The 23,496-nt window shown below is 68.2% G+C and carries 21 protein-coding genes; 4 read left to right on the top strand and 17 right to left on the bottom strand.

The window, feature by feature from the left end; all coding sequences use genetic code 11:
• Positions 1-42: 42 nt before the first annotated feature.
• Positions 43-957 carry a hypothetical protein gene (locus KF709_10065; GenBank protein ID MBX3174748.1) on the top strand — a complete coding sequence of 305 codons (915 nt, stop codon included), beginning with the start codon at positions 43-45 and terminating at the stop codon, positions 955-957.
• Between the two features lie 6 nt (positions 958-963).
• Here KF709_10065 and KF709_10060 read toward each other — a convergent pair whose 3' ends face one another.
• Entirely contained in the window at positions 964-1,554 is a 591-nt protein-coding gene (locus KF709_10060; GenBank protein MBX3174747.1) for a hypothetical protein, read from the bottom strand.
• A 154-nt stretch (positions 1,555-1,708) separates the two neighbouring features.
• Here KF709_10060 and KF709_10055 point away from each other — a divergent pair, with 154 nt between their 5' ends.
• The gene (locus tag KF709_10055) at positions 1,709-2,542 is read left to right on the top strand and encodes a hypothetical protein (GenBank protein ID MBX3174746.1); all 834 of its coding nucleotides are present in this window, start codon (positions 1,709-1,711) and stop codon (positions 2,540-2,542) included.
• 8 nt (positions 2,543-2,550) lie between these two features.
• Here the strand turns inward: KF709_10055 and KF709_10050 are convergent, their stop codons facing one another.
• The gene (locus tag KF709_10050) at positions 2,551-4,290 is read right to left on the bottom strand and encodes a protein kinase (GenBank protein MBX3174745.1); all 1,740 of its coding nucleotides are present in this window, start codon (positions 4,288-4,290) and stop codon (positions 2,551-2,553) included.
• A 175-nt stretch (positions 4,291-4,465) separates the two neighbouring features.
• On the opposite strand from KF709_10050, the gene KF709_10045 reads away from it, so the two are divergent.
• Positions 4,466-5,683: a hypothetical protein gene (locus tag KF709_10045; GenBank protein ID MBX3174744.1), complete on the top strand. Its 1,218-nt coding sequence runs from the start codon at positions 4,466-4,468 to the stop codon at positions 5,681-5,683.
• 104 nt (positions 5,684-5,787) lie between these two features.
• Positions 5,788-6,315: a uracil-DNA glycosylase family protein gene (locus tag KF709_10040; GenBank protein MBX3174743.1), complete on the top strand. Its 528-nt coding sequence runs from the start codon at positions 5,788-5,790 to the stop codon at positions 6,313-6,315.
• On the opposite strand, the gene KF709_10035 is transcribed toward KF709_10040, so the two are convergent.
• From KF709_10035 to KF709_09965, 15 genes are all read right to left on the bottom strand, one after another.
• Positions 6,312-7,289 (bottom strand): SRPBCC domain-containing protein, encoded by a 978-nt coding sequence (locus KF709_10035; GenBank protein MBX3174742.1) that lies wholly within the window; start codon positions 7,287-7,289, stop codon positions 6,312-6,314. The genes KF709_10040 and KF709_10035 overlap by 4 nt on opposite strands.
• A gap of 2 nt (positions 7,290-7,291) precedes the next feature.
• On the bottom strand, positions 7,292-7,651 hold the full coding sequence (locus KF709_10030; GenBank protein MBX3174741.1) for a winged helix-turn-helix transcriptional regulator: 360 nt from the start codon (positions 7,649-7,651) through the stop codon (positions 7,292-7,294).
• A gap of 61 nt (positions 7,652-7,712) precedes the next feature.
• Positions 7,713-8,162, bottom strand: a complete 450-nt coding sequence (locus KF709_10025) for a hypothetical protein (protein ID MBX3174740.1) — start codon at positions 8,160-8,162, stop codon at positions 7,713-7,715.
• Positions 8,163-8,204: 42 nt separating this feature from the next.
• A complete protein-coding gene (katG, locus tag KF709_10020; GenBank protein ID MBX3174739.1) occupies positions 8,205-10,415 on the bottom strand; it encodes a catalase/peroxidase HPI in 2,211 nt (736 codons plus the stop codon).
• 93 nt (positions 10,416-10,508) lie between these two features.
• The gene (locus KF709_10015; protein ID MBX3174738.1) at positions 10,509-11,366 is read right to left on the bottom strand and encodes a hypothetical protein; all 858 of its coding nucleotides are present in this window, start codon (positions 11,364-11,366) and stop codon (positions 10,509-10,511) included.
• Positions 11,363-12,256 (bottom strand): MBL fold metallo-hydrolase, encoded by an 894-nt coding sequence (locus KF709_10010; protein ID MBX3174737.1) that lies wholly within the window; start codon positions 12,254-12,256, stop codon positions 11,363-11,365. The genes KF709_10015 and KF709_10010 overlap by 4 nt, the downstream gene beginning before the upstream one ends.
• Before the next feature lies 1 nt (position 12,257).
• The gene (locus KF709_10005; protein MBX3174736.1) at positions 12,258-13,514 is read right to left on the bottom strand and encodes a Zn-dependent hydrolase; all 1,257 of its coding nucleotides are present in this window, start codon (positions 13,512-13,514) and stop codon (positions 12,258-12,260) included.
• A gap of 79 nt (positions 13,515-13,593) precedes the next feature.
• On the bottom strand, positions 13,594-14,244 hold the full coding sequence (locus KF709_10000; GenBank protein MBX3174735.1) for an alpha/beta hydrolase: 651 nt from the start codon (positions 14,242-14,244) through the stop codon (positions 13,594-13,596).
• Positions 14,241-15,767: an amidohydrolase family protein gene (locus KF709_09995; GenBank protein ID MBX3174734.1), complete on the bottom strand. Its 1,527-nt coding sequence runs from the start codon at positions 15,765-15,767 to the stop codon at positions 14,241-14,243. The genes KF709_10000 and KF709_09995 overlap by 4 nt, the downstream gene beginning before the upstream one ends.
• Before the next feature lie 2 nt (positions 15,768-15,769).
• Positions 15,770-17,146 (bottom strand): MATE family efflux transporter, encoded by a 1,377-nt coding sequence (locus tag KF709_09990; protein MBX3174733.1) that lies wholly within the window; start codon positions 17,144-17,146, stop codon positions 15,770-15,772.
• Positions 17,147-17,212: 66 nt separating this feature from the next.
• Positions 17,213-18,268 (bottom strand): MBL fold metallo-hydrolase, encoded by a 1,056-nt coding sequence (locus KF709_09985; GenBank protein ID MBX3174732.1) that lies wholly within the window; start codon positions 18,266-18,268, stop codon positions 17,213-17,215.
• The gene (locus KF709_09980; protein ID MBX3174731.1) at positions 18,265-18,993 is read right to left on the bottom strand and encodes a YIP1 family protein; all 729 of its coding nucleotides are present in this window, start codon (positions 18,991-18,993) and stop codon (positions 18,265-18,267) included. The genes KF709_09985 and KF709_09980 overlap by 4 nt, the downstream gene beginning before the upstream one ends.
• A gap of 96 nt (positions 18,994-19,089) precedes the next feature.
• Positions 19,090-19,782 carry a hypothetical protein gene (locus tag KF709_09975; protein MBX3174730.1) on the bottom strand — a complete coding sequence of 231 codons (693 nt, stop codon included), beginning with the start codon at positions 19,780-19,782 and terminating at the stop codon, positions 19,090-19,092.
• An 8-nt stretch (positions 19,783-19,790) separates the two neighbouring features.
• On the bottom strand, positions 19,791-21,335 hold the full coding sequence (locus KF709_09970) for a hypothetical protein (GenBank protein MBX3174729.1): 1,545 nt from the start codon (positions 21,333-21,335) through the stop codon (positions 19,791-19,793).
• The gene (locus tag KF709_09965) at positions 21,335-23,494 is read right to left on the bottom strand and encodes a hypothetical protein (GenBank protein ID MBX3174728.1); all 2,160 of its coding nucleotides are present in this window, start codon (positions 23,492-23,494) and stop codon (positions 21,335-21,337) included. Before KF709_09965 ends, KF709_09970 begins: the two co-directional genes overlap by 1 nt.
• Positions 23,495-23,496: the final 2 nt, after the last annotated feature.

Here is a 23,496-nt window from a genome sequence, read left to right as displayed (position 1 = left end):
GCGCGCCCGTCGTCCGGTTCCCCCACAGCCCGCCTTACGCCGTTGTCCCACGCTCCCGACATCGCACTGCTGACCGATCGCCGCTACCTCGCCGAGGCCGCGGCAGCGGACGATTGGTATCTCGGCAACATCCTGCGTGACGATGCACTCTTGATGGAGGGCCTCGCCGCCGAGGGCCTCTCGGCGCAGCGGGTGGACTGGGCGGACCCGTCTGTCGACTGGTCGCAGTTCCGCGCAGCTGTCTTTCGCAGCACCTGGGACTACTTCGACCGCTTCGAGGAGTTCAGCGCCTGGCTACGACGTGCGGAGCAGGCCACGCAGCTGCTGAACGTGCCGGAGACGATCTGGTGGAACCTCGACAAGCACTACCTCGATGACCTCGGGCGTCGAGGCGTGCCGACTGTGCCCTCGGTGTTCATCGAGGCCGGCGATCCGCGCAGCCTGCAGGAGGTGCTGGACGGCTGCGGCTGGAGTGAAGCCGTCATTAAGCCTTGTGTCTCGGGCGCGGCGCGGCACACGCATCGTGTCTCGCGCGTGAACGCTGCGGCGGTCGGGCACACGCTGGCCGCGCTGCGCGCGGAGGAAGCGTTCATCCTGCAGCCCTTCGTGCCGTCTATCCTCACCGAGGGCGAACTGACGCTCGTGGTGATCGATGGCCTCGTCACCCACGCGGTGCGCAAGCGCGCGCGGCCCGGTGACTTCCGCGTGCAGGATGACCACGGCGGGACCTGGATCGAGGTGGTGCCGAGTGCCGAGGAGATCGCCTTCGCCGAGCGGGCGATGGCGGCGGTGTCGCCGCGGCCGATCTACGGGCGCGTGGACCTCGTGCGTGATCCGGACGGCGCGCTCCAGGTGATGGAGCTCGAGCTGATCGAACCGGAGCTCTGGCTCCGCACGCATCCGGCGGCGGCGCAGCGGATGGCGCGGGCGGTTGCGGCGCGCGTCAACCGCGGCTGAGCCGCCTCAGGGATTCATCGACCCCACCATCATGATGTGCGCCTTTGGCGTGCCGGGGAACATCAGCCAAGGTCCATCGCGACGCGGACGTGCGGAGAGTCCGGTGCTCTCCGGAGTCGCACCCGGGATGTAGACCACCGCCAGCAGGCCTGCCTCCTTCACCGTGTTCGTCGCGGCGTTAAAGTTCGCGCGCTGCGTGGTGATCGAGTACAGCGTGCCGTAGGCCGGCAGCTTCAACTTGCGCTCGGCAACCTCGCGGAAGCGCACGGAGTCCACCATCGGGCCCTCGACACCTTCAACGCGCAATGCGCGCCCGCGCGCCATGAACGGCTCCAAGCCGTCCTGGTAGCAGGCGACGTGGAAGTCCTCGCGCACGGCGTAGAGGGCGAGGCAGCGCATGCCGTTGCTGCCACGACGCAGCTCGACCAGCTGGCCGGGCTGTCGGTAGCCGAGCACCGTGGCGCCCGCACGCAACTCTGCGGGTAGCGGCAGCACGGCGGCGGCGACCTGTTCGGCGACCGATGGAAGCGCCTGCTGCGCGTCGACGGGCGTCGCAAGGAGGGCGAGGACGGCGGCGAGGGCGAGGCGGCGTGGCATGGGTCTCTAGGGTCGGCGGGTGAGCAGTGATGGTAGCACTTGAGCGACGGCGTGGCGAGGAAGCACCCGCCGGCGAGTGCGACCGCTTGCCCACGAGGTGACGCCTTCTGGGATCGCTGGGTAGTCTGCTTTCAAACCCTGCCACGGAGTCCCGATGCTTCTGCGCGCCGTCGCCACCGCCGTGTCGCTCGCGACATCGCCCTTGTCCACCGCGCCCGCGACAGCCGAGGTCCTGCGGGTGCAGGCTCACCTGGACGGCGCGCTCGCGATGATGGCGTCGCGCGACCTCAGCGGACTTACGACGACGCAGCAGCGGAACCGTGCCGAGCTCACGAGGAGGTTGCGCGCGTACCGCGACGCCGGGCAGTTCCCGATCAACCGCGATTTTCCTGGTCGGTTCGTGCCGTACTTCCGGGATCAGCAGACAGGCGTGCTCTGCGCCGTCGGATTCTTGCTCGCGACGACGGGTGAGCACGACCTGATTGACGAGATCGTAGAGAACGACAACCACGTGCGGGTGCCCGCGCTGGCGTCCCACGTGGAGTTCGGGCGCTGGTTGGACGAGCACGGGCTTCTTCTGGAGGAGGCCGCGCGGATCCAGCCGACTTACGGACCTCCCATCTTCGAGGAGCCCCCTCCCCGCGTCTCGCCCCAGACACTCGAGACCAGCGCCGTCCTCAACACCGGCCTGGCGGTGGCCAGCCTGCTCGTGTCGCCGAGTCTGCAGCCGCGCGTCCTCCCGTACGCTGGCCTTCTGGCCGGCGCAGCGGCCATCGTGCTGGGCGTCCAGGGACTGGACCACAGCAGGACCACAAGCTTGGCCGTGCTCAACCTCGGCGTCGGCGCCGCAGGCATGGTGGTAGCGAGTCGCGCGCTGACACTGCGTGCACGACAGCTCGCGCCCCCACGACTCTCAGTCACACCACTCGTTGATGCGCGTCGCGGTGCACGCCCCGCGCCGGGACTGGCCTTCCGGCTCCGCTTCTAGGAGAGTGGCTAGCAGTCATCGGTGACGAGGACGCGCGCCGTTCCCACTCGGCCGCCGACGCGCGCTGCCACCATCACGTGTCCGCGTCCGCGGGCCGTCAGCACACCGTCTGCAGTGATGGCCGCGATGGCCGGGTTACTGACCTCCCAGCTGACGGGAAGGCCGGGCACCGGATGTCCGCGCGTGTTCGCAGGCGATGCGGCCAGCCGCAGCTGCGCGCCCGGCGCCACGCGCGGCGCTGGTACCGCGAGATGCACAGCCGACACGCGGGCACGCTCCACGCGCAGTGCCTTCGTAGCCACCACTCCACCTGCGCTGGCACGAATCTCGACCGTTCCCTCGGCCAGCGCGTGCACGCGGCCAGTAGCGTCCACCGTACACACGGTCGGATCGCTCGAGCGCCAAGCGGCCAGCCGCGGATGCGGCAACGAGCCCGGCGTGTCCCCCGTGGCCAAGGCAAGCGTGATGCGGTCGCCCACCTCCAGCGGCTCGGCAGGCGCAGTGATGCGCAACAGGCGTGGCGCGGCCCGGGTCACGACGATGGCCATCGCCGCCAGAGCCTCGCCGGATCGCACCATCACCCGCGCGGAGCCAGCGCGGATGGCGGTGACAGTGCCCTCTGCATCCACTCGGGCCACCGCGGGATCGCTCGACGACCAATCGAGCGCCGCACCCTGCAGCGGTGCTCCTGCGGCGTCGCGCGCCTCGGGGACGAAGCCAACGGCGTCGTCGATGCACATCACGGCGCCGGGAAGGGGCAGTTGCAGGGCTGCGGCAAGCTCACGCGGCGGCGGCGTCACGGCCGGTGCGTGCTGCGGCGAGCTGACGACAGTCGCTGCGGCGGTCACAGCGGATGCATCGCCCCGCGCCAATGCGGCAAGAGCGCGCCGCACGGGGTCGTTCTCCGGCAATGCCAGCGCACCCATCGCGCGGACCGCCTCGCCGACGCTCGGCCAGCGATCTGACGCGTGGCGCTCCAGCATTCGATGGACAGCCGCGGCCACCTGTCCCGCGCAGTCCGGACGGCGCGCGGCCAGCGGCGCAATCTGCTCGTTGAGCATGCGCCACACGATCTGCACGAGGCCCTCGCCGGTGAACGGCGGCGCGCCCGTGAGCAACTCGTAGGCCACGACGCCAAGCGCGTACTGGTCAGTCGCCCCGGACACCGTCTCGCCGGCACACTGCTCGGGACTCATATACTCAGGCGTGCCGACGGTCTGCCCCGCCTGCGTGCGGCCAGGCTGCTCGCCGAGCCGCGCGATACCGAAGTCGGCAACCACGACATCGCCCTGCTCGTCGAGCAGGATGTTCGCCGGCTTGATGTCACGGTGCACGACGCCGGCGCGATGCGCCACATCGAGTGCGGCCGCGACCTGCGTGAGAATCGCGCGGACCATCGGCAGCGGCAGCGGACCGGCGCGTCGCAACACCTGGTCGAGCGGGCGCCCGGCCACGTAGCGCATCACGATGTACAGCAGGTCGCCACGCCGACGCACGGCGTGGATCGGGATGATGTGCGGGTGCGAGAGCGCCGCCGCGATGCGCGCTTCCTGCAGGAAGCGCTCCGCCATCTCCGGCACGGCAGCCAGCTCCGGCGCCATCACCTTGATGGCGACGAGACGATCGAGCGCGAGGTCCCGGGCGAGATGGACGGACGCCATCCCGCCTCGCCCCAATTCCTGGAGCAATGCGTAGTCGCCGGCGACGGCCTCGGAGAGGCGGTCTCTCAGCGGGTCGGACACGGGCATGGTTGAGAGTGTCGGCGGCACTGGCAGGGGCTGGAGCAGGGACTGCCGCACGACGGTCACCGCCGCGGTCGTGAGACTTCCGCCTCCAGCCGCCGGGATGGTGAGGTGCTGACAGCGGAGGTACGTTCGAAGGATGGTGCCCCACCGATTTCGGCTACTCGCGGCTTGCGCGTTGATGCTCGCGGCCGCTCCGATGCCGGCCGCTGGGCAGGTCGACAGCGTCCTCGCTGCCCGGTACTTCGCGGAGGCTGCGACCCTGTGTCAGCGAGAGGGGGGCCGCCTGTGGGGCATCTCGCTATGCGGCCCGCTCGTTTTCGCGGATGCGCAGACGCAGACTCTTGCCACGAGCCAGCCGGCACCCGCCGCTGCGCGGCCACGGGTGCTGGGATTCGTGAATGCACCGATTGCCTGGGGCGAGGAGCGCTGGGCAGCCTACGTCTGGGCAATGATCCCGGCTGAGGACGCCGGCGCCCGCGGGCGCCTCCTATTGCACGAGATGTTCCATCGCGTGCAGCCGCAGCTCGGGCTAGTGGTGAGCGCCGAACCCAACGAGCATCTCGATGCGCTTGAGGGACGCTACTGGCTGCGGCTCGAGTACCGCGCGCTCGGCCGGGCGCTCGCAAGTGAGGCCGACGCACGGCGCGCCGCGCTCGCCGATGCCTTGGCCTTCCGTGCCGAACGCCGTCGCATCTTTCCCGAAGCGGCGGCACGCGAGCGTGCGGATGAGATCCGTGAAGGGCTGGCCCAGTACACCGGCACTGTCGTGGCCTTCGACACGCCAGCCGCGGCCATCGCGGACGCGCGGCAACAGCTCGTGCACAGCGACACGGCGCCCTCCTTCGTGCGGACCTTCGCGTACCCGCTCGGCACCGCGTACGGGCTCTTGCTCGACGGCTACGCATCGGGCTGGACGCGTCGCATCACGCCGAGCTCCGACCTTGGCGAGCTGGTCGCGACGGCTGCCAACGTGTCACCGGCGGCGGAGCCAGCGGGCGCCGCACAACAGTACGGCGGCGACGAGCTTCGGGCCGTGGAAGTCGAGCGCGACCGCGTGCAGCGGGAGCACGTTGCGGCGCTGCGGCGGCGCTACGTCGAGGGGCCGGTATTGATCGTTCCGCGCGGGCGCGGTGCGGCGTTGATCACGCGCGGCGCGACGTCCATTCCGGGAGAGGGCATCGTGTACTTGTCGTACCGCGTCACGGCGCCCTGGGGCAGTCTGGAGTCCACGGGCATGCTCGAGTCGTCCGACGGAGAGACATTGCGTCTGCCGGCACCGTTCCGCACCGATGGCGACACGCTCATTGGCGAGACCTGGCGCCTGGTGGTGGGCACCGGCTGGCGCGTGGAGTCCGGTTCGCGACCGGGCGACTTCGTCCTCCGGCAAGCGCCCTGATTCGCTTGCCGCCCACCCGTTCGCTCGACACGCTCCTTCGTCGCATTCGTGGCTGCGAGATTTGCGCTGCGCATCTCCCGCTCGGACCCCGGCCGGTCGTGCAGGTGGATCCTCGTGCGCGCATCCTGATCGTCGGACAGGCGCCGGGGCGGCGGGTGCACGAAACAGGAATCCCTTTCAACGATCCCAGCGGCGACCGGTTGCGCGAGTGGCTGGGGGTCACGCGGGCAACGTTCTACGATGCCTCGCAGATTGCCCTGGTGCCGATGGGATTCTGCTTCCCTGGGACTGGACGCGCCGGCGACCTACCGCCGCGTCCGGAATGCGCACCCGCTTGGCGCGAGGAGCTGCTGGGACATCTCGGCGCCGTACAGCTCACCGTCGTGCTCGGCGCCTACGCGGTGGCCTATCACCTTCCGGGTGCCAAGCGCTCCGTGACGGATGTGGTGCGCGATTGGGAGAGCCGGTGGCCTGCTCTCGTGCCGCTGCCGCATCCGAGCCCGCGCAACCGCCGCTGGGTCACGAACAATCCCTGGTTCGAGGCGGAGTTGCTGCCGCGGCTGCGCGGGCGAGTGCGAGATGTCCTCGGCCCGACGCAGCCGACAGCGGAGCGGCGGCGCGCGACGTCCTAGGCGGACGCAAGCACCTGCTGCTCCAAGCGCGCGTAGCTCGCCTCCATACCGGTGGTCATTCCCGTACCAAGGATCTGATCGCGCAGCTCCTTGCTCGGATACGTGATGACAATGCTCAGCAGCGTCCCGCCCTGCACTGCCACCAAGGTCATCTCGTTGGTGGTCTGCGGACCCGGCACCCCAATCATCCGCTCCGAGGTCACGGCACGCACCGGCGCGGCGCTCTCGAGCAGTTCGCCCTCGAATCCAAAGCGCTGCGCCTTGTCGGCGGACTCCCACTCGTAGCGGTAGGCGTCGCCAACCTTGTTGGCGATCGAGCACACGGGCATCGTCCAGCCGTCCGGTCCGAGCAACCAGCGCTGCATCAACTTCTCCTCGTGATGCGCGCGCCACACCTGCTCCACGCTGCCGCGAATCACGCGGCTCACGCGCACCTGCGTGTCGCTCAACAGCTGCGCCTCCGTCGTGCGGTCCGATGCAAAGGACTTGAGGTCGGCCAGCACCGCGTCGATCTGGCCCATCGCCGACTTGGTGCCCTCGATCATGCCCATCTTCACCAGCTCGTCCATTGCCTCGACGCTGGGGAAGTACGTGGTGCTGGTGAACTTCGACCCGCTCTTGGTGGACTCGAAGGCGAAGACCATGCGCATCGACGGCATGCCGTCGTTCGGTTGGCCGTCGGGGCCCGTGAAGCCGTCCTGCATCTCCATCCGCTTGAGCGGCTCGATGGCGAGGAACTTGAAGTAGCCGGCCGACTTCGTGCCGTCGGGGCCCGTCATGTAGTAGTGCGACTCACCGCCGACGCGCATGTCGTGGCGCGTGAAGGTCGCCGGCCAAGTTTCCGGACCCCAGAAGCGCTCCAGCTGCCGCGGGTCGGAGTAGGCGTCCCACAGACGCTCCACCGGCACGGCATACTCGGCCACGATGGTCAGCGTGAGCTCCTTGGCGTTCGAGACGAGCGAGGTGATCGGCATTGCTAGTCCTTCCTCTTCGAGGGTCGGGGTTCGGCGAGAATCGCGTCGAGTTGGCTGAAGCGGGAGATCCAGAGCTGTTCGAGCTTGAGCAACAGTTCGCGAGCCCGCGCGAGCTGGTCGGGGTTGCCGCGCACCATCCGCTCGCGGCCTCGGGGTTCCTTGCTCACGAGGCCAGCCTCCTCGAGCACCGCGACGTGCTTCTGCACGGCGGCGAAGCTCATGTCGTAGCGCTCAGCGAGCTCGGAGACCGACGCCGGCTCGCCGCCGAGCACGCGCGAGACGATGTCGCGCCTGGTGGCGTCAGCCAGGGCGCGGAAGAGCCGATCGAGGTCGGCGCTGGAGAGTTCAGAACGTGCAACCATTCGGTTGTACGTTAGCCCACACCGATCCGGCGCGCAAGGGGGGGGGGCCGGGCCGGCCTGCTCAGCTGTCGATGACGACGATTGCGTCCAGCATCGCGTCCACGGCAATTCCCACGGCGGCCAGCGCCGCGGCGAGCACCAGCGTCCGGCGACTGCTGAAGCGCATCGCTTCGAGTGCGGGCGGGCCACCTGCGGTCCTGACCACGCGGCCTGCAAGCTCCCGCACGCAGGTCGGCGATTCGTCACCGCGCGGAGACGACACACGCGCAGCGGTCAGCCAGAGGGTGTCCGCACTCTGGCGATCGAACCGTCCGGACACCGAACGCGTGGTGCAACGAATCGTCGTGTTCGGATCTTCCGGATGGGCAGCGAGCAACGCCAGCTCGCCCTCGCGCGCGCTCACCACGACACGCGTGGCCGGGGACGGTGCGGCGTCCACCGGCTGATAACTCAGGCAGCCGCACACCAGCAGGGTCACGGGCAGGAACACAACACGGAGCGCAGTACGCACGTTCAGGTCCCTCGACTCGGCTGGTGTGGGCGCTGCTGGAACCTACGCCACGTCGAACCGGTCTGCGTCCATCACCTTCGTCCAGGCCTTCCCGAAGTCGTGCACGAAGCGCTCCTTCGCATCCGACTGCCCGTACACCTCGGCGATCGCCCGCAACTGCGAGTTCGACCCGAAGACCAGGTCCACCCGCGTGGCCGTCCACTTCACATCGCCCGTGGCGCGGTCGCGGCCCTCGAAGGTGTCGGCCGACTTCGACGTCGCCTTCCACTCCGTACCCATATCCAACAGGTTCACGAAGAAATCGTTGGACAGCGTTTCCGGTCGGTCGGTGAACACACCGTTCTTGGACCCGCCGAAGTTCGCGCCGAGTGCGCGCATGCCGCCGACGAGCACCGTCATCTCCGGCGCCGTGAGTGCCAGCAGCTGCGCCTTGTCCACCAGCAGCTCCTCCGCCGTGATGCTGTACTGCTGCTTCTGGTAGTTGCGGAAGCCATCGGCGACAGGCTCGAGGTACTCGAAGGACTCCGCGTCCGTCTGCGCCTGCGACGCGTCCATCCGCCCCGGGGTGAACGGCAGCTCGATCGTCACGCCTGCCTTGGCCGCGGCAGCCTCGACCGCCGCGCAGCCACCGAGCACTATGAGATCCGCCAGCGAGACCTGCTTGCCGCCCTTCGCGCCGGCGTTGAACTCCTTCTGGAGGGTCTCGAAGATCTCCAGGGCGCGCGTGAGCTTGGCCGGCTGGTTCACTTCCCAGCCCTTCTGCGGCTCGAGTCGGATGCGTGCGCCATTCGCGCCACCGCGCTTGTCCGAGTTGCGGAACGTCGAAGCCGCCGACCAGGCCACGTACACGAGCTGTGAGATCGAGAGCCCCGCACCGAGGATCTTGGCCTTGAGCGCCTTGATGTCGGCCGCGTCGATGAGCGGATGGTTCACGGCCGGAACCGGATCCTGCCAGATCAGCTCTTCCTTCGGCACCCAAGGGCCGAGGTAGCGCTCGCGCGGACCCATGTCGCGATGCGTGAGCTTGAACCAGGCGCGCGCGAAGGCGTCGGCGAGTTCCTGCGGGTTCTGGTGGAAGCGCCGCGAGATCTTCTCGTAGGTCGGGTCCATGCGCATCGCCATGTCCGCCGTCGACATCGCCGGCAACACCTTCTTGCTGGCGTCGTGCGCGTCGGGCACTGTGCGCGCCTTGTCCTTCTCGGTGGGCTCCCAGATGTAGGCGCCAGCCGGGCTCTTGGTCAGCTCCCACTCCCAGCCGAAGAGCGTGTCGAAGTAAGAGTTGTCCCACTTCGTCGGTGTCGGCGTCCAGGCGCCTTCGAGTCCGGACGTCGTGGTGTGGGCGCCCTTGCCGCTGCCGAGCGCGTTGCGCCAGCCGAGTCCCTGCTCCTCGATCGGCGCGGCTTCGGGCTCAGGGCCCACGAGCGCCGGGTCGCCCGCGCCGTGCATCTTGCCGAAGGTGTGGCCGCCGGCGACGAGCGCGACGGTTTCTTCGTCGTTCATCGCCATGCGCTTGAAGGTCTCGCGGATGTCGCGCGCCGAGGCGAGGGGATCCGGCTTGCCGTTCGGGCCCTCGGGGTTCACGTAGATGAGCCCCATCTGCACCGCGGCCAGCGGATTCTCGAGCTCACGATCGCCCGAGTAACGCTTGTCGCCGAGCATCTCACCCTCAGGTCCCCAATAGATGTCCTCTTCCGGCTCCCAGATGTCGGCGCGGCCGAAGCCCATCCCGAAAGGCTTGAGGCCCATCGACTCGATGGCGCAGTTGCCGGTGAACACGAAGAGGTCGGCCCAGGAGATCGTGTTGCCGTACTTCTGCTTGATGGGCCACAGCAGGCGGCGCGCCTTGTCGAGGTTGCCGTTGTCCGGCCAGCTGTTGAGCGGCGCGAAGCGCTGCGTGCCGCCAGAGGCGCCGCCGCGACCGTCGCCGGTGCGGTAGGTGCCGGCGGCGTGCCAGGCCATGCGGATGAAGAAGGGACCGTAGTGCCCGTAGTCCGCCGGCCACCAATCCTGGGAGTCGGTCATCAGGGCGATGACATCGGCCTTGAGTGCCTCGACGTCGAGCTTCTTGAACTCCTCGGAGTATTCGAAGTCGATGCCCATCGGGTTCGACAGCGACGAATGCTGGTGCAGGATGCCGAGGTTCAGTTGGTTCGGCCACCACTCGCGATTGCTGTGGCCGATTGCGGGCTTGGCGGTGCTGCCGCCGTGCGCGACGGGGCATTTCCCGGCGCTCGCGCCAGACTTCGATTCCATGGCTGTTGGGTCTCCGCAGACGTTCGGTGGGGGTCGGCTACTGTGAACTCCGACGCCAAAATCCGCATCCGCAGCGGTTGGTTCCCGTTGGCGCTAGGGCCGCGTGACCGAAGGCGCCTCGCCGGCGAAGTGCTTCTGCTGGCAGCTCTCGCAGATGCTGTGCGTGACCTCGACGTGGTGCTCCTTGAAATACTGCTCGATCTTCGTCCAGTAGCCCTGGTCGTCGCGCACGTTGTGGCACCAGGCGCAGATGGGTAGCATGCCCGAGAGCTGCTGCACGTCAGCCAAAGCCTCACGCAATTCCTGGTTGCCAAGGCGCAGGTAGGCCACCAGCACGGACACGAAGAGCGCCACCATGAAGAAGCTCACCTCGACGTCGCCGAGCACCTGCACGAAGTCGTAGCGCTGCTGTGGGGTGCCGCCTCCGATCAGCTGCAGCGCCAAGGCCGTGCGATACGTGTGAAACAGCCCCTGCAGCACGAAGACCACGGCGGTGAACCGCGTGAGCCGCTGCAGCGTGAGCCGTGAGGTCCATAACGCGTAGGCCGAAGCCGCCGAGAGCGGCCCCCAAATCGCACCGTTGACGACGGTGCGCCAGCTCGAGGCGGCGTCGGTCGCGAGGAAGTAGGCGAGAAACCCGGCGTGGATGAGCACGGCCAGGCCAATCAAGCGCGGGCGCGGCGATGCCCCGGCCGTGCGACGCGAGGCGGTGAGCAGGAGGCCGTGGCCCACCGTGACCAGCAGGGTCGGGAAGAAGCGCGCCGACCAGTACGGCATCACCTCTCGCAGGGCGAACAGGAGATCGGCGAAGGTCAGCACCCACGCCGCGACGATCCAGTCGCGGATGTCGAAGCTGGCCGAGTGGTCGCGCCAATACTGCGTCAACAGCACGGCGAGGATCAGCGCGATGCCGAGATTGATGGCGTAGACCACCGGGGCCATCGGGATCACGGCGAAGCTCCCAGTTCGCGCATCCACGCCCCGATTGCGCGTTCGAAGTAGCGGGCGTTGAACAAGGTCCAGTCTTCGAGCCCGGCCGGCATGGCAAAGCGCTTGCCCGCCTCCTCGGCGCTTGCCCCGCGCGCAACGGCCGCCCGCGCCGCCTCCTCCACGCGGTCCAGCAGGCCAATGAATCGATCGAGGCCGGCGGCATCCGTGCGCCCGCCGTGTCCCGACACATACACGCGCTGATTCATCGCCCGCAGACGCCGCACCGACGGCCCGAGCCGCGATGGGATCGCATCCACGAAGTTCGGAAACATCCCGTACCAGACGAGATCGCCGCAGAACACGACGCCTGCATCCTCGACCACGACCACCAGGTCAGACGGCGTGTGCCCCGACATCGCGACCAGACGCAGACGTCGGCCACCCAAGTCCAGCACGCGCTCCTCATCGGCGGCGACCAGCTGGGCATCGCCGAGCAGCTCGGCGGGCGCGCTGGCATTGCGCTCCAACACGAGGTCGCGCGTGCCGGCCGTGCAGAGCAAGGCCGCGCCATTCTCTCGCGCCCCGCGGAGGCCACCAGTATGGTCGCCGTGGAAATGCGTGAGCACCACGTGCGTGGGCTCTCGCTTGGTCAGCACGCGCGACTGCTCGCGCACCCAGCGTGCGCCGACATCCCCCGCAAAGGCCTCGACCATCAGCACGCCATCGCGTCCAGCGACGAGGCCGCCGTTGCATAGCGTGGTGCGATCGGTCAACGGAGCGGCGAGGTGCGCCCACACACCGCTGCCGACGGACTCCATCACACCCCAGGGCTCGTGCTCTCGCGCCAGGGAGAACCCTGACAGCGCCGCCACCGCGCCGCTGGCGCTCTGCACGAATCGGCGACGATCCATGCTACAGAGTATCGGCGCGGCGCACGGCGTTCAGCAGCACGTCCACACCGTTGGCCACGTCCTTGGCCTTCGTGAATTCCCGCGGCGAATGGCTGATGCCACCCACCGACGGCACGAAGATCATCGCCATGGGGCAAATGAGCCCGAGCTCCTGCGCATCGTGCCCCGCCCCGCTCGGCATCCGCTGCGAGCTCAATCCCAACGAGTCGGCGCTGGCGTCGATGGCGGCCATCAAGCGGTCATCGGACATCGCGGGCTTGGAGCGTATCAGTTCCTGGAACTCGAAGGTGGTACCGGTGGACTGCCCGATCTCGCTCGCGATCTGCCGGAAGCGCGCCGCGAAGCGGTCCAGCTTGGCCTCGTCGAGGTCGCGGAGGTCGATGGACGTCTCGACGCGGCCGGGGATCACGTTCTGCGTGTTCGGACTGGGGATCATCCGGCCCACGGTCACCACCTGCCGCCCGGGCTCGGCGCGCACCGTCTCGTTGAGCGCCACCGCGAACTTTGATGCCGCCAACAGCGCGTCTTGCCGCTGGTCCATCGGCGTGGTGCCGGCGTGGTTGGCGAAACCGGTCACGGTCACCGTGTACCAGCGCAGGCCGACAATGCCGATCACCGTGCCGATGTCGCGCCCCGTGCGCTCCAGCGTGCCGCCCTGCTCAATGTGCAGTTCGAGGTAGCAGTGCACGCTGCCCTTGCGCCGCACCGCGGTCTCCAAGCGCGCGATGTCGCCGCCGATGCGTCCGATGCCCTCGCGGATGCTGACGCCGGAGCGGGCGACTGCATCGAGATTCACGGTCGCGACTTCACCGACGGCGCACTTGCTGCCGACGGTGCCGCCTTCCTCGTTGGCCCAGACGACGACATCGAGTGGATGTTGCAGCGCTTCACCGCGCTCCTTCAGCGTGCGCGCCACTTCGATCGCGGCGAAGGACCCCACCGGTCCGTCGAAGTTGCCGCCGTCGGTCACCGAGTCCACGTGCGAACCGATGATGATCGGCGTCGCGTCGCGCTGGCTGCCGTCGATGCGCGCCCAGATGTTGCCGGCGGCATCGACGCGCGTGGCAAGGCCCGCGTCGGCAAACAGCTGCTGGGTGAAGCGCCGGCCGGCGAGGTCCGCGTCCGAGTAGGCGACGCGATTGATGCCACCGGCGCTGCGGCCCACCTGGTCGAAGCGTGAGAGCCATTCGTTCACCCGCGCGCCGTCTGCGTGCAGCGCTGTCACGCGCCGAGACGCACCGGCGTGGCGCAGGATCATCGGGGCGGACGCGAGGGCAGCGGAGCGGGACAGAAACTCTCGACGCTGCACAGCGGCTCCGGCGTGATGGGGGCGACGGCTACGCTGCTATCACCGCCGACAGCAGCTCGTTCGTGAAAGATATCTCGTCTTCGATCACCGTGTGCGGCATGCCCGGATAGATCCGCATCGTGACGGCGGCGCCCATCCGCTCGAACTGCGCTGCCGTCTCGCGCACCCGCGACTCCGGAATGTGCGCGTCGACATCGCTGCAGCCGAGGAACACCGGCGTACCGGCAAAGTCACCGTCGGCCGACCACTGCGTGCCGTCCGGACCGACCAGTCCGCCCGAGTACGCGACGACCGCTCCGTATCGCCCCGGACGGCGCTGCGCCGCCGTGGAGGCGAGGCAGGCGCCCTGTGAGAAGCCGAGCAATACCACGCGTTCCTGAGGGACTCCAGCGGCGATTGCGTCATCCACCAAACCGTGCACCACCGAGAGCGCCGAGGTGATGCCTGGCTCGTTCCGCTCGATAGGCGCCATGAAACTGTAGGGATACCACGCGCCACCGTTTGCATCCGGCGCGAGATAGCACACGCCGGGATGCTCGAGCACGTCAACCAATGTCAGGATGCTCGCCGCAGAGGCCCCGCGGCCGTGCGCGAGGATAACTGCGGCCTTGGCTTGGTCGAGTGGCGTACCGCGCTGGAGTACCGGCTGGCCGGCGTGTGGTGGGACTGGTGTCGTCACGGTGAAGGGAGACGGGTTCTGCCCCAGAAACCTTCCGGCGTCTCGAGCAGTTCCTCGAGGCCCGTGCGCGTGATGGCCGCCGCAGCCTCCTGGTCGGCGAAGGTCAGCACGCGCTCCTCGTTCACCGAGAGCACCACGCGGTCGCGCATCAGCACGCGGCCGTCCACCAGCACCGTCGCGACATCATTGCCATTCGCGAAGTACGCCACGCGGTACAGCGGCATGTTCATCGGCACCATATGGGGCTTGAACCAATCAATGAGGATCACGTCCGCGCGCTTGCCTGGCTCCAGCGAACCGATCTCGTCCTCCATGCCCAGTGCGCGCGCCGCATCAACCGTCACCATCTCCAGCACCTTGCCCGCCGGCAGCACGGAGGCATCGCGAAAATGGAAGCGATGGTAGCGCATCGCCTGGAACATGTGGCGGAACATGTCGTAGCTGCGGTCGGGCGCCACGCCGTCCGAGCCGAGCATCACGGTGACACCGGCGTCGATCAGCTCGGTCGTCGGATTGCGCCCGCGAATCGAAAACACCGCGCTTGGATTGTGCGCGATCCGCGTGTTCGTACGCGCGAGGATCTGAATCTCCTCGTTGGTCAGTTCCGTGGCGTGCGAGAAGATCACGTCCGGGCCGGAAATGCCCAGCACCTCGTGCTGGAACTTGACCGTGCCGCGCGTATGCCCGTCCTGCGCAAAGAGTGCGCCATGCTTGCGCGCCAGTGCCAAAGCCGCTGCCGCCTCACGCTTCAGCTCCTCCAACTCGGCGCCACGCGGCGGCGCCGGCGAGACCGTCACCGTCGGGAACACCACCGCCGCCTTCACGCGCGAGTCGGGGTTCGCGTTCCATTTGGTCAACAGCGAGTCCGACACCGCCATCTGCTGCTCGAAGCTCACGCTGGTCTCGGTGGCCACACCACCATCCCACTGCGTGAAGGTCTTCGGGAAGGGTGGCCGTCGCGGCCCCACGGCAAGGATCCAGCGCAGGCCAACGGTGTCGAGCGCCGACATGTAGGCCTCGCCGTAGCGCACCTGGTCCGTGCGGTGGACGTTGTCGCCGCCGCCGAACAATGTGAGCGAGGTCGTGACGCCGAACTTGAGCTTCTCCACCGCGGTCAGCAGCGCGTCCGCACGCCAGAAGTCCACGGTGGAGCCGTTGGCGTAGATCTTCTCGGTGGCTGGATACCAACCGCCGTTGTCCGTGCCCATCGTCTTCACAAGGCCGTGCCCGGCGTGGCCGTGGCCATCCACGAGTCCCGGCATCACGATCTTCCGCGTGGCGTCGATGGTCTCGTTGGCGCGGTACTTGGCGCGCAGGTCGGCCGTGCTGCCCACCTCGACGATGCGCGTGCCACGGATCGCCACGGCACCATCCTCGATCACGCGGCGGCCCGAGTCCATCGTGATCACCGTGCCATTGGCAATCAGGATGTCCACGCGCTCGACGCTGGGCGCATCGCCCGACTGACAGGCAAGGGCTCCGAGCGCCAGGACACAAGCGATCAGCGGGCGAGTTCGAACCATCGTCAGCTCTCCTGGGTTGCGACCTGTGGGGTGGGCGCCAACCCGCCGGCCATCCGACGCGACGCCTCGATCTGCAGCAGCCACACGTTGAACAGGCAATGCAGCGACGTGGCCACGACGCTCGAGTACCAGAGCCACTCAAGCTTGAATCCGGGCAGGCTCGCCACCCAGAAGGCACCGGCGGCGAACACGCCGAGGCGCACGCCGCTGGAGATCACGGTGGGCACGGTGTTGCCCATCGCCTGGAACATGCCCGAGCAGGTGAAGATGATGCCCGAGGCCACGAAGTTCCACGAGATGATACGCAGGAACAGCGCGGCCACGCGAATCACTTCCGGATCATCCGTGAACGGCGAGGCGAGCCACTCCGGACGCCAGTGCGCGAAGCCCGTGGCCAGCGCCATCAACACGGTGCCAATCTTGATGGCCTCGAAGAAGGTCTGGCGCACACGGTCCGGCAGTCCGGCCGCGAGGTTTTGCCCCGCGATCGGCGCCGCCGCAAACGCCACTGCCATCACCGGCAGGAAGATCGCCTGCATCATCCGCTGTCCCACGCCGAAGCCCGCCTGCGCGGCCGAGCCGAAGTTGCGGATCAAGTAGTAGTTGATGCCGATCGAGAAGAACAGCAACAGGAACTCACCGCCCGCCGGCACACCGATGCGCATCATCCGGCCCCAAGTCGGCAGGTGCGGCTTGAGCTGCGTTCGGTCCAGCGCCACGTAGTGCTCGAGGCGCACGAAGTACCAGAGTAGCACCACCACCGCGACGAGCACGGAGATGGCCGTCGCCAGCGAGGCACCCAACACGCCGAGCGGCCGGCCGGTGCCCCAGCCCGCAATCAGGATCGGTGAGAGAATCGCGTTGAGCACCACCGTCAGCACCTGCACGATCATCGTCGGCTTGGTGATGCCCGTGCCGCGCAGCGCCGAGCCGATGGAGATCAGCGCGAACTGCAGGCCCATCGCCGGAAGGAACCAGACCATATAGTCGCGTCCCGCCTGCTGCGTGGGCGCGTCCGCGGCGAGCGTCATCAGATAGCGGTCGGCGAACAACCAGCCGCTGATCATCACGGCGGCGAAGGCGATCGCCGAGAGTGTGAGGCTCTGGTTGAAGATCAGGTTGGCATCCGCACGGTCCTTGCGGCCCGCCGCGTGCGCGATCGGCACCATCGTGCCGATGCCGAGCACCTGCGTCAGCGCCATGACAATGAACTGCAGGTTGCCCGCGGCGCTGACGCCGGCGAGGGCCACGTCGCCGAGGCGGCCGACGAAGTACAGGTCGACGAGGTAATACAGCGTCTGGAACACCATCCCGATGGCCATCGGGACGGCCATGCGGATGATGTGCTTGGGGATGGACCCCGTGGTCAGGTCGTGCACGAAACGCTCGAGGGGAAGACGGTACGCGGAATCTACAGCGGCTTCCGGTGAGCGCTTGGCGGTTCGCTAGGGGAACAGGCCCTCGACACCCGACGAGACCACCGGATACTCCTCGGCGCTGCGCCAGGGCAGCGTGGGCCACCAGCGTTCCAGTGGCGGCGGCAGCAGCGGGTCGACCATTGCGCCGGGTCTCGGCATCGCGAGGGACACGCCTTCACGCTCCGCGGCGGCCATCACCCGCTCGGCGGGTTCCGTCCATCCGTGCAGCGCGAGGTCGAAGGTCCCCCAGTGGATGGGCAGCATCAGGCCGCCGCGGGACATTCGATGCGCCCGCACCGCCTGCTCCGGGCCCATGTGCACGTCGCGCCAGAGATGGCTGTAGGCGCCGATCTCGAACATCGAGATGTCAAACGGGCCAAGGCGCTCGCCGACGACTGCGAACTCCGGCGCCAGGGAGCTGTCGCCGGCATAGTAGACTCGGCGCTCGCGGCCCGTGAGCGCATAGCCGCACCAGAGCCTGCGGTCGCGATCCGTGAACAGCGCCGACCGACCGCTGAAGTGGCGGGCCGGGGTGAGTGTCACCGTCACGTGCTGCAACTGCACCTGCTCCCACCACGAACGTTCGGTGACCTGCGCCTCGGGCACACCCCAGCCGGCGAGCAGCGCCGTCATTCCTGTCGGCGCGATGAACGGCAGGCCGCGCGACGCGAGGGTTCGGATGGTCGCCTTGTCGAGGTGGTCGTAGTGGTCGTGCGTGAGCAGCACCGCGTCGAGCGCAGGCAACGCATCAAGCGCAAGCGGCGGCGGAAAGAATCGTCGTGGCCCGAAGGCTTGACTGATTGAGGCGCGCTCGGCCCACACGGGATCCGTGAGTACCCGCACGCCTTCGACTTCGATGAGCAGCGTGGCGTGCCCCAGCCAGGTGACGCGAACGCCGTGTGCGGGCGCGACGGCGAAGTCGGCCCGCGCACGGCGTTCGATGGGGACTGGCTGCTCTGGCGCCGTCACGAAGCGCTCCGTGAACAGCGCGCGCAGCACCGCAAAGGGATTTGGCTGCCGGACGGGCAGCGCATTGCGGAACCGGCCGCTCCGTGGATCGCGGAGCGGCCGTTCCGGCGTCATTGGCCCTGGATGATCTGCCAGACGGCCGGCAGCGAGCCCAGCAACCACACGAGGCCCGCGCCCATGTAGGCCTTCGACTTCTCCACCTTCGCCGCGCTCACGAGTCCGATTGCGATCAGGATCGTGATCCATATGGTGAAGATGTCAATGCGACCGACGAAGTTGTAGATGCCCTGCGGCATCTCCGGGTCGAGGAAGCGCCCGACACCCCAGGAGAACTGATAGCGTCCCGTCCAGCTGGCCGTATCGAAGATCAGGCCCTGCACCGAGACGAGCAGCATCTCCAGCACCCGCGGCACATAGGCCAGCGATCCAATCATCACGCCCTTGCCGAAGCTGATCTCGCCGCCCATCACTTTGCCGGCGATCATCACGACGAGGCCCAGCAGTAGCAGGATCACCGGCATGAAGACGAGGCCGCCGTACTTCATCGAGGCCTCCATCATCGATCGCATGCCGTCGAGTTGGTCCGCCGTCAGGTTGGGGTTCTTGTCCATGGCCTGTGAGACGGCCAGCGCCACCTGGGCATCGAACACGCCCTGCATCATGCCGATGCTCGCGAAGTACAGCGCACACATGAGCACGGCGACGACAAAGAACGGTGCCCAGTAGCCGCCATTGGCGCGCCGGGCGAAGACCTTGGACGGGGTGAACCAGATGTCAATCAGATCCTCGACCAACGAGGCCTGCTCGGGCGGGGAGGTGACCGGTGCTTCGTCCGTCATCTCAGCTCCTGAAGGAGGGAGAAAAGTGTGGGGAGCCCCAACAAGTTGGGGCTCCCCACGGGGCGAGGCAAATGTTCGTGCTGTCCGGAGGCCTCGCTACGGCGTCACCGTGACCTGCATCGAGTCGGCGACGCCTTCGCCAGCCAAGACAATCCAGGTACTCCCGGCGGCCTGCGCGCGAATCGTGACCAAGGACGGCCCGGGTCGGCCATCCACGGACGCGATGGCCGGGTTGCGCGACGTGACAGTTCCGAAGCGGAAGCTTCCGCCCGGCAGATTGACGGGGTTGGAGAGCGGATCGCGCAGCGTGAAGGCCAGCGAGGTCGTGTTCCCCAATCCACTCAGCGCCTGGCAGCCAGGCGTTCGTTCGCAGCTCAGCGTCGCCGACACCGGGCGCTGGCGCAACACCACGGTCCCGGTGATGCTCGGGGCATACGGAGCGTTTGAGATGTATGCGCGCCAGGTCGCCACGGTCGGGATCAACCCGACCGCTGTCGTCGTACGGAACTCGCCTTCCGCCTCCGGCACCAGGCCGTACTGGCCGAACTTGATGAGCACGGGCGCCGATAGTGTCTCCCAGACGATGATGGCGCCCTCAGGCGGTTGCGGACGGCTCCGGATGACGATGCTGAACGTCTGCAGGGCCGCATCGATCGTGTCCGGCGAGCTGACAATCTCGAATTTGCTGCCGGACGCCGAATCGAAGTAGTTGCTCGGCTCGAGGGGCGGTTCGATACAGGAGGCGAGAAGCCCGGTGCTGGCGACGACGGCAAGGACTGGAAATCGCATGGGTGCGGCTAGAAGAAGGAGATGGAAAAGCCGAGGCCGCGGGGAGCGACGCCGACGCTGACGCGCCGCTGTGCATCGCTGGCATAGACTTGCATCGACGCGATTCGCTTGGCGTAGCGCGACTCCTGCCACAGCGCGTGCGCAATCGTCGCGCCCCAGACCACGTAGGTGGCGACTCCCACGACGTTGGCCAGCTCGTGTGCGCTGCGGGCCGTCTCGAACTCGGCGGACGGATCGCCCACCACGGCCTCGTATTCCTTGCGCAGCCGATCCGCATTGAGGTGGAGCGCCACGGAACCGATTGCGGTGCCAAGCACGAGCGCGGCCGGCATCACGCCGGAGCCGGAATAGTCGGCACGCAGTCGCCGGTGCGCACGGCCCGGGACCAGTCCAAGGACAGCCACCTCGCCAAGGGGCCAGGGCTCGCAGCGCGCCGGCGGCCGCACCTCCTCCATCAGCCGCTTCGTGGTGCTCGGTGCGCCCGCCGGAAGAGCCAGGCAGGGCTCTTCCTCCATGACTTTCCGCAGTGCCATGCTCGCCGCAGCTTCGTCGCCCAGCTCCGCGAAAGTGAGGCCGACCTGCAACCCGCTGGTGACACGGTCGGCCGAGGACAGGCGACGCCCAGCCAGCCGGGCAACGGCTTGGGCGGTGGCATCCGAATAGGCGCCGGCCTCGAAGCTGCTGCGCGATTCCCGCAGCGCCACGTTCTCCGGCGGCGGCAACGCGACCGCGAATCCCGTTCTGCCGGTAGCGGTGGCCAAGCGCTGGGCGCGCCAGGCAAGCAGCTCCCTCCGCAGCAGGTCCGTCAGTTCTTCCTTGAACGCAATCACCTCGGGAACGTCGTGCTCGGCGTTGTAGACCTTGAGCGAGAGCACGGGCGGCGTGCTGTCGCGCGGCGCGAGGTTCTCGGCGGAGAGGTACACACGAAGGGCGAAGAGGCCGTCCTGATCCACGTAGGCCGGCGCCAGGCGCGTGATCGCGGCGCTGCCGACGAGCGCCGGCTCCACTCTCGTGCTGCCGACAAAGACCTCCACGCTCTTGGCGTCCTGAGAGGCCAGCCCCAGCGTGTCCATCGAGGTGATGAGGCCCGCCTCGACCACGAGGCGTTCGCTCTTCTTCTCGATGCAGCCGCTGCGCCGCGTCGGCACCGGGACGATGGTGATGGACACCAGGGGTTGGCCAGCCGTCGCCTGCTCGAAGGACTGGAAGGCCCGCCCTTCGACAGCGCGCGCGAGGTACGGCGCGTCCAACCGAAGGCGCTCACTGCATCGCTCGAGCGCCTTGAGGAGTGAATCTGCGAAGCCAGGACGTCCGCGCGACACGGCAGACTGGACGAGGGCCAGGTACTGCTTCCCCTCGTGCAGGAACGGCGCGGCAACCACGCCACCAGCGCCAGCGGCGCGGTAGGCAGCGAAGCCGGCATCGCGGCTGTCCCAACTGATTGAGGACGGAGGCTCGATGGGCGGGCGCGGTGGGGCTCCAGTCGTGGGTGCCTGGGCTCTCAGGCCCACGGCGACGAGCAGGCACAGGGAGACGAGCAGCGAACGCGTCATCATGGGAGGCTGGTGATGGAAAGCGAATACATACCGATGTCGCAGGATGGCCGATCACGACGGCCGGTCACCACGATCTCGACGAAATCGTGAACAAGTACTTCCACGACGATCTGATCACCGGACCATGCGATCTCGCGCGTCTCGCCGGCCGCCGAGCGCACAATCAGCGGTGGATCGTCGTCCGCGACGCAGAGGTCGCCCGACGGCGGACCGCGGTACGAGACGCGGAACGTGGTGCCAGGCGGCGCATCGACGCGGAACCTATCGACGTCGTAGGGTGTCAGCGTCTCATTGATGGAGTCGCCGATGGCGAGTTGGGTGGGAACCAGCTCCGGCATCGAATCGATCGAGACGGCAATCACGCGGTAGCCGCCGGGGGCAGGCGCCGCCGCAGGCGAGAAGATCCGGCCGTGCAGTCGCACGGGCAGCACGCTGTCCGCGGGTACGGCGCGGTCGAAGAGCACGGTGGCGTATCCCTCGAGTCCCACCGCGTTCTGCCAATCCCCGACGGTGTAGACCACCGTGCCCACGGAGCCGGAGTCCGCCTCCAGCCCCACCAGCACCTGCGTCGCCTTGGATTGCGCCGGCAGCCGAAATACGTCGAGATCCCCCGGCGCATCGAGCCGCTCACCCGTCACCCAGGTATTCAGCGGCAGGTCGGGAGACACCCATTCGGGCGTCGAGTCCACGATCCAGGCAGTCAGGGCGTAGCTGGGCGTGGTGCCGTCGAGCGATCGCACGCGAAGCGCGAGGGCTCCACGCTCCGACGCGGGCGCTGGATGGATCGACGACCGGAACCCATCAGGTCCCGGCGCACCGAGCTCCGTCAGATGCGGCACGCCAAGGCCAAGGTCCGAGCCCAGCACCGTGATGCTCGTCGATGCGCTGGTCCGGAGCGCCAGATACTTGCCCTCCGGAACCGAGATTCGGAAATCGTCGACGTCGCCGGGAAAGTCGATGCTCTCAGCCGTGACCGTCACACCGTGGGTGAGCTCCGATGGGACGTTCTCGGGTTCCGTCGCGGGCCTCAAGAGGGTGAGCTCGTACCCGACGCGTAAGCCGTCGCGGTCGCCCGTGGTCGGCGCGTGAACGCGGATGATGGCGTCGCCCTCCTGCAGCGCCGGGGTCTGCGACTCCAGAATCGTCGTGCCGGAAATCGGGACCTCCGTGGGAGCCACACCAGGCAGCTGCACCGTGAGCGTGAGTGGCTGGTTCGGCACCGCATCCGGCACGACCCGTGCGCGCACGCCGCCGCCCGCCAGCACCGCGACGCGGAACTCATCCACGTCGCCCACTTCATCCACCTGCTCAACGACGGGCACATCGAGCGTCAGCCGCTCCGCCGCCAACTCCGGCGTCCGGGGCACGAGTAGGGGTAGCAGGGTGTAGGTCCCGCCCGACCATCCGGATATCGGCTCCAGCCGACTGACCGCGACGGTGAAGCGCGTGCTTGCCGTGGGTTCCAGGACCAGCGAGCGGGAATACTGCGGGTAGTTCGGCGCCGACTGGAAGCTGCTGAGGGGCGCGGTCACTGCCGAGGTTGCGCGCAGCAGGACCTGCGTCGACGGGGTGGCGCCGGCCATTGCCATGAACAGCACGACACGCTGATTCGCCATGACGTCAAGCACGAAGTGGTCGACGTCAAAGGCATCGTCCATCGCCTCGACAGTGGCGACATCGAGACGCAGCGTATCCGATGCCGCTTCCGGGCGCGTGGTGAGCGCTTCTGCCGTCAGTGTGAACGCCAGCGAACCGCTGCCTGCAGCGCGCGAGAGCTCGACCTCCAGTAGCGTGGCCACCGCCATCGCCCCGACCAGCGTCGCGTCGCGCGTCGGCGATGGCGCGGCTCCGTCGCTCGAGACGCGGGCAAGTTCAATCCCCGACGCACCGGTACGCACAACGGCAAGGACGGTGTCGGCGCTTGAGCCGCCAGTGCCTTGGAGGGCAAGGCGAATCGCGCGGCCTTCGGGTGCCTCGAGCAGGACGCGCACCGTGCCCGTCGCCGGAACCGTGCCCTGCAGGCTGGCGCCTAGCTGCAGGTCCGCTACGGGCTCCTCGCCCGGCTGTGGTCGCGTGATCGCGCCGTCGCTGCAGGAGATGCCGCCGACCACGGCCGCGCCGACAACGGCCGCCGCGACGAGACGCCAATGGGCCATCC

The organism is Gemmatimonadaceae bacterium (genome assembly GCA_019637445.1).
Classification (GTDB): Bacteria; Gemmatimonadota; Gemmatimonadetes; order Gemmatimonadales; family Gemmatimonadaceae; genus Pseudogemmatithrix.
This window is presented reverse-complemented; position numbering and strand designations above follow the sequence as displayed.

Bases quoted from the DNA above. Each gene is read 5' to 3' on its own strand.
- KF709_10030 (MBX3174741.1), bottom strand. From the start codon at position 7,651: ATGGTTGCACGTTCTGAACTCTCCAGCGCCGACCTCGATCGGCTCTTC.
- KF709_10005 (MBX3174736.1), bottom strand. From the start codon at position 13,514: ATGATCCTGCGCCACGCCGGTGCGTCTCGGCGCGTGACAGCGCTGCAC.
- KF709_09985 (MBX3174732.1), bottom strand. From the start codon at position 18,268: ATGACGCCGGAACGGCCGCTCCGCGATCCACGGAGCGGCCGGTTCCGC.
- KF709_09975 (MBX3174730.1), bottom strand. From the start codon at position 19,782: ATGCGATTTCCAGTCCTTGCCGTCGTCGCCAGCACCGGGCTTCTCGCC.
- KF709_09980 (MBX3174731.1), bottom strand. From the start codon at position 18,993: ATGACGGACGAAGCACCGGTCACCTCCCCGCCCGAGCAGGCCTCGTTG.
- KF709_10055 (MBX3174746.1), top strand. From the start codon at position 1,709: ATGCTTCTGCGCGCCGTCGCCACCGCCGTGTCGCTCGCGACATCGCCC.
- KF709_09995 (MBX3174734.1), bottom strand. From the start codon at position 15,767: ATGGTTCGAACTCGCCCGCTGATCGCTTGTGTCCTGGCGCTCGGAGCC.
- KF709_10010 (MBX3174737.1), bottom strand. From the start codon at position 12,256: ATGGATCGTCGCCGATTCGTGCAGAGCGCCAGCGGCGCGGTGGCGGCG.
- KF709_10035 (MBX3174742.1), bottom strand. From the start codon at position 7,289: ATGCCGATCACCTCGCTCGTCTCGAACGCCAAGGAGCTCACGCTGACC.
- KF709_10045 (MBX3174744.1), top strand. From the start codon at position 4,466: ATGCTCGCGGCCGCTCCGATGCCGGCCGCTGGGCAGGTCGACAGCGTC.
- KF709_10060 (MBX3174747.1), bottom strand. From the start codon at position 1,554: ATGCCACGCCGCCTCGCCCTCGCCGCCGTCCTCGCCCTCCTTGCGACG.
- KF709_10050 (MBX3174745.1), bottom strand. From the start codon at position 4,290: ATGCCCGTGTCCGACCCGCTGAGAGACCGCCTCTCCGAGGCCGTCGCC.
- KF709_09965 (MBX3174728.1), bottom strand. From the start codon at position 23,494: ATGGCCCATTGGCGTCTCGTCGCGGCGGCCGTTGTCGGCGCGGCCGTG.
- KF709_09970 (MBX3174729.1), bottom strand. From the start codon at position 21,335: ATGACGCGTTCGCTGCTCGTCTCCCTGTGCCTGCTCGTCGCCGTGGGC.
- katG (MBX3174739.1), bottom strand. From the start codon at position 10,415: ATGGAATCGAAGTCTGGCGCGAGCGCCGGGAAATGCCCCGTCGCGCAC.